Source organism: Caballeronia sordidicola (assembly GCF_001544455.2).
In the GTDB taxonomy this organism is placed as follows: domain Bacteria; phylum Pseudomonadota; class Gammaproteobacteria; order Burkholderiales; family Burkholderiaceae; genus Caballeronia; species Caballeronia sordidicola.
Genome location: NZ_FCOC02000003.1, coordinates 464,134 through 480,344 on the forward strand (window position 1 = coordinate 464,134; position 16,211 = coordinate 480,344).

Sequence of the window (16,211 nt, forward strand, 5' to 3'; positions counted from 1 at the left end):
TGTTTTGACGCGACGACTGCTTTACAAGCACCGCTCTTGTGGTACGAGCGGTGCTTGGCGGCGTGCCGTTTCAAGCAGACTGAGCGCTGTGAGCGTGCGGATGGAAACCGCGAGCGGATGGCGTATCGCCGCGCACAACGCGGCTTGCTAGCCTTTAGACGAGACTTCGGCGTCTGTGGACAGCGGCGGCCGCGGCTTGAGCTGCAGTTGCGCGACCTTCGGCGGAATCACGGCGCTCGCAGGCTGGGAATCGTCTACCGAGGTGCGGCCGCCGTCGGCGAAGAACGCCTGCTCGGCGGCCTTGTTCAGCACGAGAATGCTGATGCGCCGGTTGGTGGGTTCGTCGGCAACCGCCTTGTTCAGCGGCAGCACGTCGGCGAGTCCGCGCACCTGAAGGATCTTGCCTTCGCTCATGCCGCCCGCGATCAATGAGCGGCGCGCGGCGTTGGCGCGCTCGCTCGACAACTCCCAGTTCGAGTAACCGGCCTGACCGCCGGAGTAGGGCACGGCGTCGGTGTGTCCCGCAATCGATACGCGGTTGTCCACATCGTTCATGGATGCCCCGATCTGCGCGAGTATCACGCCCACATAACCCTCGAGCTTCGAGCTGCCTGATGCGAACATCGGACGCCTGAGCGAATCCACGATCTCGATGCGCAAACCCTCGCTCGTGATATCGATACGAATCTGGTCCTTGAACGCACGCAGCGCCGGCGTATTTTCTATCAACGCCGTGAGCTTTTCCTTAAGCTGCTTGAGGCGGCGGGCATCGTTCTCGGCTGCGATGCGCTCGGGCGTCTTGGAGACAGGCTCGGTCTGGCTCTTGGTGACTTCGCCAGGACGTGAACTCGCAAGGTCGCGGCCGCCGCCGTTGATCACGCTCGAACGCGCCGCGCCGCTGCCGTCGTTGCCGCCGAAGAGCGTGGAGAGCGGCGCGTTGAAATAGTCTTCAATGCCCTGCTTGTCGTATCTCGACGTCGACCCGAGCAACCACATCAACAGAAAGAACGCCATCATGGCCGTGACGAAGTCGGCGTAGGCGATCTTCCACGCGCCGCCATGATGACCCGCGTGTCCCGACTTCTTTTTCCTGCGCACCACAATGGTCGGCGCAAGGACCGACTGCAAGGGATCGCGATTGGGTTTTTCAGCCATGTCCTAGTCCGTGAGTTGGCCGTGCAAGCCGTGCATCAAGCTGATTTTGGCTGCTTGGTGGCGCGCACGGCTTCGTCGAGTTCCTTGAAGCTCGGACGGTCGGCGGTGAACAGCACCTTGCGGCCGAACTCCACGGCAATGGCGGGCGCATAGCCGTTCATCGATGCAAGCAATACCGACTTCACGCACTGGAACGGCTTGGACTCCGCCTGTCCTTTTGCGGCGAGCAGATCGGCGAGCGGTCCGAAGAAACCGTAGGCGAGCAAAATGCCAAGAAAGGTTCCCACGAGCGCGCCGGCAATCATTTCGCCGAGAATGGCGGGGGCTGCGCCGACCGACCCCATTGTGTGAACAACGCCCATGACGGCCGCGACAATGCCGAACGCAGGCAGGCCATCGGCCATTTTCTGAATCGCGCCGGATGCGACGGACGCCTCCGCGTGATGCGTCTCGAGCTCTTCGTCCATGAGGTCTTGCATCTCGAGCGCGTTGACGTTGCCGCTCGACATCATGCGCAAATAATCGACGATGAATTCAAGCAGATGGTGATCGTTGAGCACGTGTTCGTACTTCATGAAAGTCGGGCTTTTTTCCGGCGCTTCCACGTCCACTTCGAGCGCCATCATGCCTTCCTTGCGCGCCTTTTGAAGCAGTTCGTAAAGCAGCGCGATGAGTTGCACATATTTCTCTTTCGAGTAGCCGCCGCCCTTGAACGCGGTCGGGATGACCTTGAGCGTCTTCTTGAGCGTGGCAACCGGATTTGATACGACGAATGCCCCGATTGCGGCACCAAAAATACACAGCAGCTCGAAGGGCTGCAGCAGCGCTTTCAAGTGGCCGCCCACACCCATGAAACTGCCGATCACCGACCCAATCACCAGGACCCATCCGATAACGACAAACATGCTCTCTCCGCGTAATTTTCGTGCCTCGGTTAAATGAAGCTGTCATGGAACTTAACGGCAGGCGGCCTCGCACATTTAGGGTAGGCATGAGGAATCTTTTCTTACCGATTTGTGTAAATCAGAAAAATTTACGCTGAAAATTGCACCGTTTGGTTTAGTCGGGATGTCGGTCGAGATATCGAATTGATGCCAATAAAGGCCACTGTTCATTCCATTGAATCGCTTAACGAAACCGTACAGTTCCGGCACGGGATGGAGCCCGGCTACTTACGGAGAAGGTGCAGTGAAGACAGTCCTGAGCGCGGCGGCGGCCGCAATGATCATCATGCTGGCAACGCAGACGACCCATGCACAAGAGGTCTATATACAAGGCGGCACGCTCGGCGCGGGTTTGGGCGCCGCGTACTCGCTCAACTCATGGGCCGGCGTCCACGCGGAAGTGGAGGGTCTTGGCTTTTCTCACTCGTTCAACGTCAGCGGCAATAAATACGACGGTCATCTCAGTCTTAAGCAAGGCGGCCTTTATCTCGACCTTTTTCCATTTGCAAACAGCGGTTTCCGGCTAACAGGCGGAGCGCTGATCAACGACGACAAACTCAACGCGCACGCCGTTCCCGACGCGCAAGGCAACTTCAAAATTGGCGATGACGTTGTGCCCGCCATTGGAGGCGCGCCCTCTGCAACGGTGCGTTTGCCGAGCGTCATGCCCTATCTGGGAGTTGGATACGGGCACAAGCCGGTATCGAAGGGATTTGGTTTCATGTTCGATCTTGGCGTGGCGTACGGCCGTCCGCGCGTGTCCTACTTCGTGCCGGAGGTGTATAGCCTGTTTACGACGCAGGCCAATATCGACCAGGAAAAGCAGAACATTACCGATCGCGTGGAAAAGTATCGCTGGTATCCGGTCGTGCAACTCGGCGTGACGTACCGGTTTTGAAGTTCGACGTGAACCTTTCGCGCGCCTGACGTTCAATAACTGCAGAGAGGGCGCGCAAAGGGCAAGCTGGCATGGATGATGCGCTCCGCAAACAACCATTGTTCATCTATCAGAGGCGAACCTTCAATATGATCCAGACCTTCGAGCAAACCATTGACGGCACGCCGATGCAGTTCTGCGCCAGCATTGCAGACGGCGGCAGCCCGCAGCGCGTGATCATCAGCCGCGCCGATTCAGCGAAATCGCTGGTGATCGTCGAGGCATCGGGAATCATCAGCGCAATAAAGGCAGAGGTCGAAGCCCCGGAGTCATTCGTCGCGGACGCCGTGCGCCGTGCGCAGGAAGACGGGTTGATCGAGAAAGCGCTCAAGTCCGGCGATGTACTGACCGTAACGCTTTGATCAGTTGCCACGCTTGAAAATGCCCGCCTGTGCTTTCGCGCAGACGGGCATTTCTTTTACGGCGGCCGCTGTATTTCCTATAGACGTGGCGAGCCGTTATTCGGATCGGCTGGAACGAGAGGCGTTGCGGAATCCGGGCCGTCGGGGAGATCCGGATCGTCGGGATTGGGCGGCGCGTCGGGATCGAGCAGTTCGTCGGGATCGGGTTCTATTGGCAATTGGGTCGGGTCTACCGGCGGCGTGGACATGATCGATTCCTCACAGGCGGCCTGCGGACCGCGCGTTGCACGAGAGGTGCAGGGTCGAATTCGCAATGCGCGTTCCCGGCGCGTGTCAGTGTGTTCAGCGCCCGTTCAGCGCTTGTTCAGCGCGATATGTTCTGCGCTGGCTTTCCTTCTCTCGCGTCCTTGCGGTTATTTTCCTTTACTCGATGCGCCATCACCGCTGCCAGCAACAGCAGCGCGACCGAGATCGCCGCCGACAACTCCACGCCCATTACGATCTGAGCGGTTTCGGCCGCCGCGGCGTGGCTCGCCAGCGCGCCGAAAACCGCCACGCCAATCGCGCCGGCTGCTTGCCGCGCCGTGTTGAGCACCGCCGACGCCGTGCCCGCCCGCGCTGGCTCGACGGTCCCAAGCATCGCGGTGGTCATGGCGGGGACAGCGAGTCCCATGCCGGTCGGTATCAACAGGAAAGGCAGCAGCAACAGCGCCACGGGCGTGCCGGCATCGACGAAACAGAGCGCGGCGAATCCGATCGCATCGATCAATGCGCCGGCGATCATCGGGCGCCTGGAACCGAAGCGCGCCACGACCGGACCTGCCGCGAGATTCGACAACAGAAAACCGCCTGTCAGCGGCAGGAACGCGAAGCCTGCGTGAAGCGGCGAGAGCCCCAGAACGCGCTGCAAATAAAGGCTCAACACGAACACCATGCCGTAATAAGTCAGATTCACGCAGATACCAAATGCAATTGCCGAATTGAACGTGCGGTTGCGAAAGAGCGCGGGCGGCAGCATGGGCGCTGGAGTGCGCCGCTCGACCGCGACGAAGCCGGCGGCGCTCAGCAGCGCCAGCACCATCGCGCCAATAACAACCGGATGCGCCACTCCCAAAGGCCGAAGCTCGATCATCGCGCCCACGAAGGACGTGAGCGCCACGACTGCCAGCAACTGGCCGCCAAGGTCGATGCCAAGCGCGTTTTGCGCTGGTTTTTTATCGGCGATCCATGCGTAGGTCGCGGCAATACCCGCCACGCACAGCGGCACGTTGACCCAGAAAATGCTGCGCCAGCCGAACGCCGCGATCAGCGCGCCGCCAGCAACCGGACCCGCCGCAATGGAGACAGCGCCAGCCGCTGTCCACAGGCTCACGGCGCGCGCCCGCAGGCCGTCGTCGTGGCCGCACGACTGGTTGAGCAGCACGAGGGAGTTCGGCAGCATGGCGGCCGCGCCAATGCCCTGCGACGCGCGCGCGGCGATGAGCTGGCTGGCGTCGACAGCAAAGCCGCACGCCGCCGACGCCAGCGCGAACAGCGCCAGCCCCGCCACAAACAGGCGCCGTGCGCCAAAGCGGTCGCCGAGCACGCCTGCCGAGAGCATCAGCGCGGCGAACGCCAGCGCGTAGGCGTCCACGGTCCACTGCAAGTTCGCGACGCTCGCGTGCAGGTCGCGTCCCATGCTCGCAAGCGCGACGTTGACAATGGTGACATCGAGTTGGGAGACCACGAAGCCCATGCTGGCCGTGGTGACGATCAGCGCCTGGCGTGTGCTCAGCCCGGCGCGGGAGGCGTGAAGGTTCGAGTTCATGCAACCAGCTTAGCGGCCTGAAACGCGCGACGTTTCCGCGGATCGTGAAATATGCATGCGCGGTTTTTCGGGCGCCCGCGTGTTGCTTTCGTGCATCCCGATTAAACAGGCCAGGCACGCGTCGCTACGAACCGATACAGGCACGTGTCGGCACAAACAGTGACTTCGCGCGACATATCGAAAGCATTTGTGACTGTATCGGACGATAAATTGGGAGTTATCCGATAGGACAAGGTGATGCCGCTCTGCAGAATTCGCGCGTTCATAGCGGTCTCGTAGAGCTTCATGAGACCTTTTGCGATGCCTTCGATCGACCAGGCCGAAGTCATCGTGCGCAGCGTCACCGGCGTCGTCATCATGCGTATCGCAATCCTGCAGTCCGATCCCCAGCACCGTTATGTCATCGGCGAAATCGTCGAGCGGCTCGGCCACGTGTGCATTCCCTTCAGCGACGGCCTGGCGATGTCGAAATCGCTGTCGCGCTCAACCGTCGACATGCTGATCCTCGACTGGCATTGCACGGGCTTGTCCGGCCTGGACTTGCTCAAGTCCATGCGTTCCGGCATTGGCGAACGCGTTCCCGTCATGTTTGCGTCCGCCGACGGCGGCGAGAGCAACATCGTGCGGGCGCTGACCGCCGGCGCCGACGACTTTGTCACGCACCCGGTGCGCAGCGCGGAATTCGGCGCGCGCGTGGAGGCATTGCTGAGGCGTGCTTATCCGGCGAACGCGGCGGCCATCACGGAACTCGGTCCGTACCGGTTCGACTCGCGCCAGCAAAGCGTGACGGTGCGCGGACAACCGGTCCAGTTGAGCGGCACGCAGTTCCGGCTCGCGTTATTGTTCTTTTCGAACATCGGCCGCGTGCTGTCGCGCGATCACATCTTCGCCATGGTCTGGGGGCGCGAGTTCCGCGAAAGCACGCGCACCATCGACAGCCATGTGTCGCGGTTGAGGCTTGCGCTGAGCATAGAGCCGATCAATCATTTTAGATTGCAGCCGGTGTACAAGAGCGGCTATCGCTTGCTGCATCTTTATGGCGATGAACAAGCCACACAACATATGCTGGAAGAGGAAGCTACCGCTTAAGCGGTGTTGCTGGAAATGAGAAAGCCGTCAATTTAACTGACGGCTTTTTTATTGCGCGGGCGCAGCGGATATTTTCTAAACGGACCAGACGGTCAATCGGTTTGTGTCGATGGAAAAGCGGTGTGAAGTGCCCATTTTCAGTTGTGGATCATCGGTGGGAATGTCGAACCCAACACCCAGGATCTTCAGTCGTGCGTAGCGCTCGCCGCGACGCAATTCGATCCGCTCCACAACGCCCTCGAACGCGCCGTTTTCCGCGCGGCTGATCGCAAGCGCTGGAACACGCCACATGATTTCGCATCCTGTTGGAATGGCGTGCGCAACGCGCAGACGCAGCGACCCGCCAAGTTCAATTACACCAGGTTCCACGAGCGTGCCTTGCCCGATGTTATGCAAGCCCAGAAGCTCCGCCGCGCGCAGCGTTGCTGGACGCTCGAAGACATCGATGACGCTACCTGCCTGCAGCACGCGGCCGTGTTCGATCAACAGGACTTCGTCGGCGAGAAGGGCTGCTTCATCAGGGTCATGCGTGACGATGATCGTGACCGCCGATATTTCCCGCTGCAACTCCCGCAGCGATTGCTGCAGGCGTCGGCGGCGCGGCGTGTCGAGCGCGGCAAAGGGTTCATCGAAGAGCAGGAGCTGGCTATGTTGCGTCAGCGCACGGGCAAGCGCCACGCGCTGTCGCTGACCGAACGAAAGCTCGTGCGGCAAGCGTCCAAGCAAGCTTGAAAGTCCTAGATGATCCACCCATTGCCTGGCGCTGGCGGCATCCGCGTTCAACGGAAACGCGAGTTGCTGCGCCACCGTCATGTGCGGAAAAAGGCCATAGTCCTGCGGCATATAACCGATTTTGCGGGCCTCGGGCGGAAGGTCGTCAAGGGAAGTGCCGCCGATCGACACCATTGCCTGCTGTCCCGTCTCAAGCCCGGCGATCAGGCGCAGCGTCATCGACTTGCCCGAGCCCGAGGTTCCGATGATCGCAAGACGCCGCGTTTGCGGCGCCCAATTGATGTCAAGATTGAAACTGCCCAACCGCTTTTTCAACGCGACGCTCAAGCGGCGGTCGTCTGTATCGATCAAGGTGTGCGCCTGGCGGGTTTCGTCGGCGTCGTCCGCATTGACGCGTTGCACGTTCGACGTGGCGCGCCCGTTGCGGCTATAGATGGAAATCGCCGCGCACACAATGGCGATCGCGAGCGTGGGCAGCAGCAGCGGCATCATGGCGGGCAAGCCCTGTCCGCCAAAAACCACGTACGTATAAACCGGCAACGAATACGGGTGGTACGCAACCATCACGGTCGCCCCGAATTCGCCGAACGCGCGCAGCCACGCAAGCGCGAGACCGGCGCTGATCGCAGGCCACGCGACCGGCAGCGTCACGCGAAAGAAGCGGCTTCCTGCACGATGGCCGAGCGTCGCCGCCACGTCCTCGAACATGGGATCGACGGCGGCGAACGCCGAGCGTGCCGCGATGATGAGAAACGGCGCGGCCACGAATGTCTCGGCCAGCACGATGCCCGCGAACGAGTCGGTCAGCGCGCCGCCGGTCAGTTGTCCGACGCAGCTATAGGGCCCGAGAAGAAACAGCAGCAAGACGCCGCTGGTAAGCGGTGGCAAAGCAAGCGGCAATTGCACGATGAAGCCCAGCAACGCCGCCCGGCGCGACGTGGATCGTGCGAGCAGATAACCGAGCGGTACACCGCCTATCAGGATAACAAGCGACGCGACGCTGGCGCTTCCTGCGGATACCGCGACAGCGGATAACGTCGCGTTCCAGTCGACGCCGTGCCAGTCCGCCGCGCCGACCTGCGGAATGCTGGCCAGAAACGGCGCGCATAAATAGACCGCGAGCAGCGCTGCGAGCCATGACAAAGGGCGCGCCGCAGTGTGTTTCATCGAGTGGCGTCGATCACGGCCTGGAGCGACGGCGGCATGGCTTGCGCATTGCCGGTTATGGCAGGCTTGACCACATCCACGCCATGTTCCTTGAGCAGTTCACGTCCTTTCGCGCTCAGCAGGAAGTCGGTGAAACGCGTGGCGCCCGTTGCATTCGGCGCGTCGCTCAGGATGGTCAGCGTGTAGCTTGCCTTCGCCTGCAATTCAGGCGCGGGACGAATGGATGGAATCTTCAGGTCCGAGGTTTCGGTGGAATAGAAGAAGCCGGCGTCGAGTTGTCCGGATTGCAGGCGGCCCACAAGCGTTTCCTCAGGCAGGACCTGATCGGGATTCTCGGCGGCGCCAAGCGTCTTTTCGACGAGATCCGGCTGGTGATAGAGATCGGCCGCCTTCGTCACCATCTCGACCGTGAATGCGCCCTTGGGATCCAGCTTGGGGTCGGTGCGGCCAATCTTGATTCCCTGCTCCTGCAACACCTGGTCCCAACGCTTGGTCTTGAATTCGCCGGCAAACTTGCTGCGCGGGTTATAGCCGATCATCAACGGCGACTCGGCGAAGGTCACGTACCACGCGACATGGTCTCCGTTGGCGGCGCCCATCAAGCCTGTGTTGACCTTCGGGCTTGCGCTGATGAAGACATCGCCGCGACGCAGCTTGCCCTTTATCTCATTGGCGATCTTGTTGGAACCGGCCGCGTAGCCCTGGAAATGCAGCCCGGTTTCCTTCTCGAACGCAGGGCCGACGCTGCGCTCCATCAAGTTGACGAGCGACCCCGCATACAGAACATTCACCACATTGTCGTCCGCTGCCGCGGCGTGCGCGAACAGGGCGGCGGCTGACACTGCAACGGACATCATCACCTTACGGATCATCTGATTCTCCACTTTCTTCCAGGTTGATTGAGGGGTGTCAAGCAGGGTGGCACCTTGCTTGATCGCGCGCATGACAGAGTGCGTGATAAAGGGCGATATATTACGCTGAGACTTATGAATTTCGCTAACGCCATCGTCACGGCGCAAGCGCGTTTTACGTGCAAATTGACTCGCGCCAGCCACATCGCCCCGTTAAACTTACGGCTTGCCTGCAGAGGCAACCACAGCACAACGTGCGTCCTTGTGTCGCGCCGTTCATGCCGGCGAGGGACGCCGCAACCGGAGATGAATATGCGTACCAGCGCCCGAAATCAGTTTGTTGGCGAAGTAGTGGATGTAAAACATGGCGCGGTGAACGACGAGATCCTGCTGCGCGCCAAAGACGGCCTGGAGATCGTCTCGGTGATCACGCATGGCAGCGCGACATCGCTTGGACTTGTGGCTGGCAAGGCGGCGTTTGCGCTGGTCAAGGCGTCTTCGGTGATCGTGATGGTCGACGTGGCGAATAGCCAGACGTCGGCGAGAAACAGCTTCGCCGGCACTATCTCGGCCGTGACGCCGGGCGCCGTGAACACCGAAGTCGTGATCACGGTCGCGGGCGGCGCGCAGATCGCGGCGATCGTCACGAACGAGAGCGCTCAACGCCTCGCGCTTGCAACCGGCAAGCTGGCTACGGCGATCTTCAAGGCGTCGAGCGTGATCATTGGCGTAGATGACTAAGCGGAATTAATCGGCGGCCGCAAGCGCTTTAGTTCAGGGGAATGATCGCAAGGCTGCTGGCTTCGCCAGCGGCTTTTGCGCGGTCCACCACATAAAGCAGGTGGCGCGTGGGGTCGAGCGCCACGCCGCGCGCGTCGGCGAAATCGTTTGCGACCTCGGTCACGGTGCTGTCCGGAGTGATCCGGCACACCGCTGTCACGTTGCATTTTGTGTAGAGCGTTCCGTTCGTATCGATAGCCAACAGATCGGGACCGTTGATCTTGATGACCTGGGTGTGGAGACCGCCCGGCTGTGTGTGATTTAGCAAGCCGGAAAGACTGGTCTTGAGAATCATGTTGTTCGTCTGATCCGAAACAAACACCGCGTCACCCTGCACGACAACGCCCACGGGCTTGGCCAGCCCGGATAACAGGGTGCGTTCGGATGCCGCGTGCGTGGATTCATCATATGTGATCAGACTCACGCCACCTGTTCCCGGCGCGTTGGCTTTCTTGACGAACCATGTAGAAAGCAGTTTTCCCGGCCCGATAGAGGCCAGTCCAAGCCTTCGCCGCGCGGGATCCAACCCGGTCAGTGCCGACACGGATTTGTCCGCGCCGATTTCAAGCACGGCGCCTGACGTCCCAAACCCGAAGCGTCCGGCCAGTAACGTGCCCTCAGACGAAATGGTTACTTGACTCAAGGCATTCGGTTGCCCCGGGTTTTCCGGAATGACCGCGTACGGTGCAAAGTTCTTGCCATCGGTCGATGCAAGCACGCTGTTGGTTTTGTCGTCGGTGATGAAAATACGGCCATTGACCGGGGCAATGGCAACGCTGTTTGGCCGAGCATCGAGCGCTATTCGTTGAGGAGCGCTGGCGACTTGCGCAGATCCGCAGCCCGCAAGGAATAACGCCGCTGCTGCCGACAAGGCGCAAGAAAAGGGACTCGGGAAACTGACAAAGCGCTTGGGTAAATTTGGAGATGCCATTGTGGTTCTCATTCCGACGGGACCCCTAATATAACGCGTGGCCGCGGGTCCGTTCCCGGACACAAGGCGCATATGCGAGAACCTGTATGGTCAATATGGTCCAGGCAAATGTTGGCGCCGCATTCTGATGGCGTAATATTCGCGTGGATATAATGCATGTCAGTCGCCTGCAACCGGGGAGGGTAAAAAATGAGTGATGCCAATGCTCAGGCACTCGTGGTCGAAGACGCCAGGATTGTCATTTCGCTGGAGGGTGATTTCCTGCGTCCCTTGAGCGTCGACCTCGGGGAATTCAGGGACCAGCCTACTGTTGTCTCAGACCCCTTCGACCTTCGCTGCTATACGACCAATCGCTTTATTCGAAGCGTGGATACGTATCGTGGGGTGTTATTAAAGGATCTGATCCTGAAAGCCGGCTTGCGGCCCGAGCCGCCGGGCGAATTCAAGCGGACGGTATTCATGGCAGTGGCGCAGGATGGCTACGTGGTGACTTTCTCGTGGCACGAATTGTTCAATACGCCCGTGGGAGAGCGCGTGATCGTGGCTTACGAATGTGGCGGCCGGACGATTACCAGCGAGGAAGGCGCACCCATATTGTTTTCGGGCGCTGACATTCTTCCTGCTCCGCGTCATGTGAAACGGCTTGCGCGAATCGTAGCCCGTGTTTTGACAGTCTAGGCTACGTAATAAACTTGAGAGCAAGCGGAAATTAAGGGCAAGCGCCAGTTGTGGCGCTCGCCTTTGAACCATTAATCAGAACTTGTGGCGCAAGCCAATACGCACCGCGACCTGATTGTTCGCACCGGTTCCCGAGTTGCCAAGGAAACTGGAGCTTGAACCAATTTCTGCCTGCACCGGAACGTTACGGCCGTTGACCGTATTGCTGCCCGACGCCTTCTGATAAACCACGATCCCGTATACGTCGGTACGCTTAGAGAACGCGTAGTCGATCATGCTGTTGATCTGGTGCCACTTGCCTTCGAAGTTGTCGTCGAGCTTCGAGAACGTATAGCCCAGACCTGCGCTCAATGCCGGCGTAAATGCGTACTTTCCGCCCAGTTCATAGTTGTTCAGCTTCGATTGCGCTCCGGTGATCGGCTCGAAACTGGTGTGCGTCCAGAGACCCCAGACCGTACCGGCGCCAATCATGTATCGTGCGCCAACGCCGAAGGTTTCGAGGTCACGCAAGCCGCCGGTGTTCACGTTCGCGATGCTCACGCTGAACGCAGGTGTCGCGCCGTTCGGGAAGCGGATATTCGTGTACGCCGCGCCAATGCCAAACGGACCTTGCGCATAGTTGACGCCCGCGCTGACCGTGCTCGACGAACCTTGCGTGGTCGTGGTGCCGGCGGTGGTGGTCGGCGAACCTGCGAACGATCCCGCCTGGTTCGAGAAGCCGTACAAGGCGCCGAAGGTCAGGCCCGCGAAATTGGCGCTGCTGAACTTGACCGAGTTGTTGATACGGCTAGACGTGAGCTGGTCCAGGTCGTTGATGTGGTAAGCATAGTTGCCGGCTGGCGTCTGGCCGCCCATTGAATAGCTGCCGCCAAGATAGTCGGTCGAGAACGAATACTGCCGGCCGAGCGTGAACGAGCCCACGTCTTTCTTTGCAATACCTACATAAGCCTGGCGGCCGAACAGCGCACCGCCCTGGCCGAGCGTGCCGTCACCGGAGCTGAAGCCGCTTTCCAAGGTGAAGATGGCTTGCAGGCCGCCACCCAGATCTTCCGCACCGCGCAGGCCCCAGCGGCTGCCTTGAGCGACACCATCGCCATAACGGAACAAATGATCATGTCCCGTCGCCGTCGCAGCATTGCTGACGTAGCTCACGCCCGCGTCGATCAAGCCATATAGCGTCACGCTGCTTTGTGCATGTGCGGCTATCCCGAATGTGCTCAGTACTGCGGCCGCAACAATCTTCTTGTTCATTGTCTTTTCCTGGTTTTGTATTAGGTCGATGCTGCTTAGGTGTGCAGCGATCAGGCTTTCTAGTGCAGGTGTATTTCAATTACGAAATATCGACCGGAATATAGCGATGGGTCAGCAATTGGTAAACGTGATTTTTGAGTTTGTAGGGTTCACGACACAATCGCTTGACGACGCGCATGGCGTGGCATACTAGTTGCCCGCGCGGCTTAACTCATGCTTGACGCTCATTAATGGCACCTCTGCATTCAATGCGTACGACACGCGCCGAGTTGCTTGCCGCCTCGGCGAATCCGCATTCTCCAGACACGGTTCTATTTGCAACGCTGCTTGGTGCACACGAAGAACCGCATTTACTGGGCTTATCGAATGAGCAAAGGTCGTGGCTCTATAGCAGGCATTTCGGCGCAATGACAGCGCCTGCCGCGGATATGCCGATCTACTCCGAAGAACATGCGGCATTCGTTAAAGCGCTTAGCGGTTTTTTGCTAAGTCGAATTGCCGATTCCGCTGATTTAACTGAGGCGCGATGCCTCGCCACGATCATCGCGCATGCGTGCTTGCGGCCCGATCATTTATGGCGCGATCTGGGATTGAGCGGACGTGATGAAGTGACCGTCATGCTGCAACGGTATTTTCCAGTGCTCGTAGCCCGCAATACCGACGGGACACGATGGAAAAAATTTCTCGCGCGAGAACTTGCGTTGTCTTTGGGCGTGCCGCCCCGCCCCGCGCCTGGATGCCCGGACTGCGAGGATTTTTCATACTGTTTTGGTTCTGGCCCGTAGCGCGAACGCTCATGTAGCGGGCCGGTCATGCCTCGCTCGTGTATGCTTTCGCGCATGGCCAATTCCACGAAAGACCCAACCCGATCCGCGTCCGGTCGCCCCGAGGTGCGTTTTCGCATGCGCATTCGCCAGGCGGACGCAGTTGCGATAGGACCGGGAAAAATCGATCTGCTCGAGGCTGTGCGTGAGCATGGCTCCATTTCGGCCGCTGCACGCAGTCTTGGCATGTCTTATCGCCGGGCCTGGCTGCTTATCGATGAATTGAACGGCACGCTAAAGACGCCGGCGACGTCCTCGGAAACCGGCGGGTCGTCGGGTGGTGGGTGCGTGTTGACCCCGGTCGGTGAAAAGATCGTGCGGCTTTATCGCGAGATTGAAGAAGAAGCCGCAAGGAGCTGCTCACCGCAGATTTCCTCGCTGATCCGGATGATGAAGCGCTGACGGACCCTAGCCGTGCTTCAGGCAAAAGCGGGAAGCCGGCGGTTGGGAGGCCGTTTGGAAGTCGTTACGGGAGTCGCTTCGGGAGTCCTTTCTGGCGGCGGTTCGCCCCAGGCGCGCCATCAATTCCATAAAACTTGCCACGCTTGCGGTCCGCACCGGATGGTAGTCCACCTGATGGCGATCACAGACGCGCTTGAGCAGGTTCATGGAATCGTGATCGATGCAATCGACCGGAAATACTACGATATCCGCTCGCGGCAGCGCGGCCGCGAACATGCCCTTTCGGTCTTCTATCCCGCCGTCATGCACGACGAAATCGCCACCCGCCGATTCGACCAGTTGCCTTAGCGCGGCATTCGATCCTGGCCGGCCGCCAACATAAACCACACGCTTGCCTGCCAGATTGTCGAGGTCCGCGCCGCGCGATCCTGCGTCGTCTCCCTGGGCGAGCACGGCGCGCTCCAGTGCGCTGCATTCGGCCTGCACGATGTTGAGCGTCGCAATGGTGTCGTCAAGGCGCGCGCTGAGCGTGCGCGCGTAATTTTGCTCGCTGATTGCCCGTTGTTCTGCGGCTTCGCGCCGGCTCGTGTGGATTGCCAGCTTTTCGTCGCGAGCAACCAGTGCTTCGCGAAGCGCCTGGACTTCGGCTTCCAGACTTCCCTCCGATACATCGGGTGCACGCTGTGCCTTTGCCGACAACTCCGCGAGTTGTTCCGTCAGTTCGCGGATGGTGGCATCGCGCTCGCGGCTCTGTTCGTGCAGCTTGTTTTGCTGGCGCTCGATCTTGTCCTTGAGCGCCGCATTTTCTTCCTCCAGTGCAACCAGCCGGCGAATGTCCGCCCGGTTGGCGGCGCCGACCAGATGCGACAGCATGTGCAAGTCGCCGAACGCGACTTGCCGCACACTCATGATGGCTTGGGGATGCGTCATCAACGCCCAGTAAGCGGGCGGAATGTCGCCGCTCTTGAGCGCTTCTTTCCACAGCGCCAATAACGCTTCGGGACTCTTCGCCACTTCGAAGCGCCGCACTGCGCCCGAATAACGCGTATCGAGTGCTTTCTGCAAGGCCTTCGCGCCCGGACCGCCGTCTATGGCGAGTTCGACCGCCGCGTGATGAATTTCCAGATCGCTTGCGTGCTGTTTGTCGAGATCGGTGAATTTGGGAACGAGCTTCCTCAGTTCGTTGGTGCTAAGGCAAGTTCCAATGATCGAGCAATGCAAATGCGAATCCAGATCGACCAGGCGCGCGCGGCGGTTCGCGCTGCGAAGCTGTGCTTCCGAAGGCGCGCAGCATGCGTCAGCCGACAAGCCTTTGTAAGCGCCTGTACTGCTGCCGGATTCGCTGGAAGGCGTACGAGCAAGGCGGAAAGGGGGAACGGATTGCACATTCACCTCGAATCGATCTGGATTTCAGGCGTCTGGACAAAAATTGACATGATGTCTGTCCAAAGCATGGATATCGAAATATACCATCGAATATAACGGTGCGAATCTGAACGGCCGTGCTGGCGTGACCGTACTGGTAAAAATCAAACGACGCTGGATTGCTGCTAGACAGACGCGCCGCTGTTCACGCGGTCGCGGTAATGCTGCTCGAGCACGTGCTCGACACAAAGGCCGACGAAGGTTGCGTCGAGACGTTGAAAGCTGGCGGCCACGCGCTGCAGGCTTTCGGTCCCGCTTCCCGGCATGATCTGGAAGACCAGGTCGCGTTGCTGTTCAGCCGAGCGCGCCGTCTCTATGGCAAAGCGCAAATCGTCGAGGCGCACAAAGCCGAGTGCTTGGGCATGATCGTAGAGCACCGATAAAAGCTCGCCCAGTGACTGCCCCGTTGTCGCTTCGAGCGAGCGGGCGTCGCCGAGCAAGTCTTCGAGCATCAGTACAAAGCGGGCGACGCTTGCATGAAGGTTCCGGAACGCATCGACAACTTCCCTGATCGCCGCTGTGTGCTCCGGATCGCGCGCCGTATTGAGCGGTGTGATTGCGCCCGACAGACCATGCGGGATTGATATCGACGCTGCGATGCGAGGTGAGCGTGCCTGTTGCCCGGACATCGGGAACTCCTTGTAGTGCTTTGGATAGCGTATGTTTCGTCGAGCCGGAAGAACGATATCCGGCTCGCGAGATAGTACCGTGATATATGGAAGAATATAACGAAAGCGATTTTTATGCCTCGCTTGTTTGTTTCTTGCAGCTTGGGGACGGGGATATCGTTGCTTAAGCCGTCTTCATGATGAAGACGTTTCGAGGTGCGGCGGGCGCAGGGGAAAGTGCGGTGTCTTAATCCAGGAAAAGCGCCGG

General features: G+C 59.8%; 17 protein-coding genes. 7 read left to right on the forward strand and 10 right to left on the reverse strand.

The annotated features are described in order from the left end of the window. Nucleotides 1-147: 147 nt before the first annotated feature. Entirely contained in the window at nucleotides 148-1,155 is a 1,008-nt protein-coding gene (motB, locus tag AWB64_RS08400) for a flagellar motor protein MotB (RefSeq protein ID WP_060818226.1), read from the reverse strand. A gap of 35 nt (nucleotides 1,156-1,190) precedes the next feature. Beyond that, nucleotides 1,191-2,060 carry a flagellar motor stator protein MotA gene (gene motA / locus AWB64_RS08405; RefSeq protein WP_060818227.1) on the reverse strand — a complete coding sequence of 290 codons (870 nt, stop codon included), beginning with the start codon at nucleotides 2,058-2,060 and terminating at the stop codon, nucleotides 1,191-1,193. A gap of 316 nt (nucleotides 2,061-2,376) precedes the next feature. Here motA and AWB64_RS08410 point away from each other — a divergent pair, with 316 nt between their 5' ends. Together AWB64_RS08410 and AWB64_RS08415 are read left to right on the forward strand one after the other, a co-directional pair. Further along, the gene (locus tag AWB64_RS08410; protein ID WP_060818420.1) at nucleotides 2,377-2,997 is read left to right on the forward strand and encodes a hypothetical protein; all 621 of its coding nucleotides are present in this window, start codon (nucleotides 2,377-2,379) and stop codon (nucleotides 2,995-2,997) included. 128 nt (nucleotides 2,998-3,125) lie between these two features. Continuing rightward, nucleotides 3,126-3,398 (forward strand): hypothetical protein, encoded by a 273-nt coding sequence (locus tag AWB64_RS08415; RefSeq protein ID WP_060818421.1) that lies wholly within the window; start codon nucleotides 3,126-3,128, stop codon nucleotides 3,396-3,398. Between the two features lie 77 nt (nucleotides 3,399-3,475). On the opposite strand, the gene AWB64_RS31525 is transcribed toward AWB64_RS08415, so the two are convergent. Then, nucleotides 3,476-3,646: a hypothetical protein gene (locus AWB64_RS31525; protein WP_157766600.1), complete on the reverse strand. Its 171-nt coding sequence runs from the start codon at nucleotides 3,644-3,646 to the stop codon at nucleotides 3,476-3,478. A 116-nt stretch (nucleotides 3,647-3,762) separates the two neighbouring features. Next, on the reverse strand, nucleotides 3,763-5,205 hold the full coding sequence (locus AWB64_RS08420) for an MFS transporter (RefSeq protein ID WP_060818228.1): 1,443 nt from the start codon (nucleotides 5,203-5,205) through the stop codon (nucleotides 3,763-3,765). A gap of 357 nt (nucleotides 5,206-5,562) precedes the next feature. Here AWB64_RS08420 and AWB64_RS08430 point away from each other — a divergent pair, with 357 nt between their 5' ends. Then, the gene (locus AWB64_RS08430) at nucleotides 5,563-6,294 is read left to right on the forward strand and encodes a response regulator transcription factor (RefSeq protein ID WP_060818422.1); all 732 of its coding nucleotides are present in this window, start codon (nucleotides 5,563-5,565) and stop codon (nucleotides 6,292-6,294) included. A gap of 75 nt (nucleotides 6,295-6,369) precedes the next feature. Here the strand turns inward: AWB64_RS08430 and AWB64_RS08435 are convergent, their stop codons facing one another. Both AWB64_RS08435 and AWB64_RS08440 read right to left on the reverse strand, forming a co-directional pair. Next, nucleotides 6,370-8,193 carry an ATP-binding cassette domain-containing protein gene (locus AWB64_RS08435; protein ID WP_060818230.1) on the reverse strand — a complete coding sequence of 608 codons (1,824 nt, stop codon included), beginning with the start codon at nucleotides 8,191-8,193 and terminating at the stop codon, nucleotides 6,370-6,372. Then, nucleotides 8,190-9,065: an extracellular solute-binding protein gene (locus AWB64_RS08440; RefSeq protein WP_060818423.1), complete on the reverse strand. Its 876-nt coding sequence runs from the start codon at nucleotides 9,063-9,065 to the stop codon at nucleotides 8,190-8,192. The genes AWB64_RS08435 and AWB64_RS08440 overlap by 4 nt, the downstream gene beginning before the upstream one ends. Nucleotides 9,066-9,356: 291 nt before the next feature. Here AWB64_RS08440 and AWB64_RS08445 point away from each other — a divergent pair, with 291 nt between their 5' ends. Then, entirely contained in the window at nucleotides 9,357-9,785 is a 429-nt protein-coding gene (locus AWB64_RS08445; RefSeq protein ID WP_060818231.1) for a TOBE domain-containing protein, read from the forward strand. Nucleotides 9,786-9,813: 28 nt separating this feature from the next. Here the strand turns inward: AWB64_RS08445 and AWB64_RS08450 are convergent, their stop codons facing one another. After that, the gene (locus tag AWB64_RS08450) at nucleotides 9,814-10,755 is read right to left on the reverse strand and encodes an NHL repeat-containing protein (protein WP_063493173.1); all 942 of its coding nucleotides are present in this window, start codon (nucleotides 10,753-10,755) and stop codon (nucleotides 9,814-9,816) included. 189 nt (nucleotides 10,756-10,944) lie between these two features. On the opposite strand from AWB64_RS08450, the gene AWB64_RS08455 reads away from it, so the two are divergent. Next, the gene (locus AWB64_RS08455) at nucleotides 10,945-11,433 is read left to right on the forward strand and encodes a molybdopterin-dependent oxidoreductase (protein WP_060818233.1); all 489 of its coding nucleotides are present in this window, start codon (nucleotides 10,945-10,947) and stop codon (nucleotides 11,431-11,433) included. Between the two features lie 75 nt (nucleotides 11,434-11,508). On the opposite strand, the gene AWB64_RS08460 is transcribed toward AWB64_RS08455, so the two are convergent. Next, a complete protein-coding gene (locus AWB64_RS08460; RefSeq protein ID WP_060818234.1) occupies nucleotides 11,509-12,684 on the reverse strand; it encodes a porin in 1,176 nt (391 codons plus the stop codon). A gap of 230 nt (nucleotides 12,685-12,914) precedes the next feature. Here AWB64_RS08460 and AWB64_RS08465 point away from each other — a divergent pair, with 230 nt between their 5' ends. Beyond that, nucleotides 12,915-13,469: a nitrogen fixation protein NifQ gene (locus AWB64_RS08465; RefSeq protein ID WP_060818235.1), complete on the forward strand. Its 555-nt coding sequence runs from the start codon at nucleotides 12,915-12,917 to the stop codon at nucleotides 13,467-13,469. A 117-nt stretch (nucleotides 13,470-13,586) separates the two neighbouring features. Next, nucleotides 13,587-13,910, forward strand: coding sequence for a winged helix-turn-helix domain-containing protein (locus tag AWB64_RS08470; RefSeq protein ID WP_341845204.1), 324 nt, complete (start codon nucleotides 13,587-13,589; stop codon nucleotides 13,908-13,910). A 6-nt stretch (nucleotides 13,911-13,916) separates the two neighbouring features. Here the strand turns inward: AWB64_RS08470 and AWB64_RS08475 are convergent, their stop codons facing one another. Both AWB64_RS08475 and AWB64_RS08480 read right to left on the reverse strand, forming a co-directional pair. Continuing rightward, nucleotides 13,917-15,296: a DUF2325 domain-containing protein gene (locus tag AWB64_RS08475; RefSeq protein WP_060818424.1), complete on the reverse strand. Its 1,380-nt coding sequence runs from the start codon at nucleotides 15,294-15,296 to the stop codon at nucleotides 13,917-13,919. Between the two features lie 164 nt (nucleotides 15,297-15,460). Continuing rightward, nucleotides 15,461-15,964, reverse strand: coding sequence for a hypothetical protein (locus tag AWB64_RS08480; protein ID WP_060818237.1), 504 nt, complete (start codon nucleotides 15,962-15,964; stop codon nucleotides 15,461-15,463). Nucleotides 15,965-16,211 lie beyond the last annotated feature (247 nt).

What these genes read in the sequence shown, in the direction of transcription:
- motB (WP_060818226.1), bottom strand. Translation starts at nt 1,155, where the DNA reads ATGGCTGAAAAACCCAATCGCGATCCCTTGCAGTCGGTCCTTGCGCCG.
- motA (WP_060818227.1), bottom strand. Translation starts at nt 2,060, where the DNA reads ATGTTTGTCGTTATCGGATGGGTCCTGGTGATTGGGTCGGTGATCGGC.
- AWB64_RS08410 (WP_060818420.1), top strand. Translation starts at nt 2,377, where the DNA reads ATGATCATCATGCTGGCAACGCAGACGACCCATGCACAAGAGGTCTAT.
- AWB64_RS08415 (WP_060818421.1), top strand. Translation starts at nt 3,126, where the DNA reads ATGATCCAGACCTTCGAGCAAACCATTGACGGCACGCCGATGCAGTTC.
- AWB64_RS31525 (WP_157766600.1), bottom strand. Translation starts at nt 3,646, where the DNA reads ATGTCCACGCCGCCGGTAGACCCGACCCAATTGCCAATAGAACCCGAT.
- AWB64_RS08420 (WP_060818228.1), bottom strand. Translation starts at nt 5,205, where the DNA reads ATGAACTCGAACCTTCACGCCTCCCGCGCCGGGCTGAGCACACGCCAG.
- AWB64_RS08430 (WP_060818422.1), top strand. Translation starts at nt 5,563, where the DNA reads ATGCGTATCGCAATCCTGCAGTCCGATCCCCAGCACCGTTATGTCATC.
- AWB64_RS08435 (WP_060818230.1), bottom strand. Translation starts at nt 8,193, where the DNA reads ATGAAACACACTGCGGCGCGCCCTTTGTCATGGCTCGCAGCGCTGCTC.
- AWB64_RS08440 (WP_060818423.1), bottom strand. Translation starts at nt 9,065, where the DNA reads ATGATCCGTAAGGTGATGATGTCCGTTGCAGTGTCAGCCGCCGCCCTG.
- AWB64_RS08445 (WP_060818231.1), top strand. Translation starts at nt 9,357, where the DNA reads ATGCGTACCAGCGCCCGAAATCAGTTTGTTGGCGAAGTAGTGGATGTA.
- AWB64_RS08450 (WP_063493173.1), bottom strand. Translation starts at nt 10,755, where the DNA reads ATGGCATCTCCAAATTTACCCAAGCGCTTTGTCAGTTTCCCGAGTCCC.
- AWB64_RS08455 (WP_060818233.1), top strand. Translation starts at nt 10,945, where the DNA reads ATGAGTGATGCCAATGCTCAGGCACTCGTGGTCGAAGACGCCAGGATT.
- AWB64_RS08460 (WP_060818234.1), bottom strand. Translation starts at nt 12,684, where the DNA reads ATGAACAAGAAGATTGTTGCGGCCGCAGTACTGAGCACATTCGGGATA.
- AWB64_RS08465 (WP_060818235.1), top strand. Translation starts at nt 12,915, where the DNA reads ATGGCACCTCTGCATTCAATGCGTACGACACGCGCCGAGTTGCTTGCC.
- AWB64_RS08470 (WP_341845204.1), top strand. Translation starts at nt 13,587, where the DNA reads ATGCGCATTCGCCAGGCGGACGCAGTTGCGATAGGACCGGGAAAAATC.
- AWB64_RS08480 (WP_060818237.1), bottom strand. Translation starts at nt 15,964, where the DNA reads ATGTCCGGGCAACAGGCACGCTCACCTCGCATCGCAGCGTCGATATCA.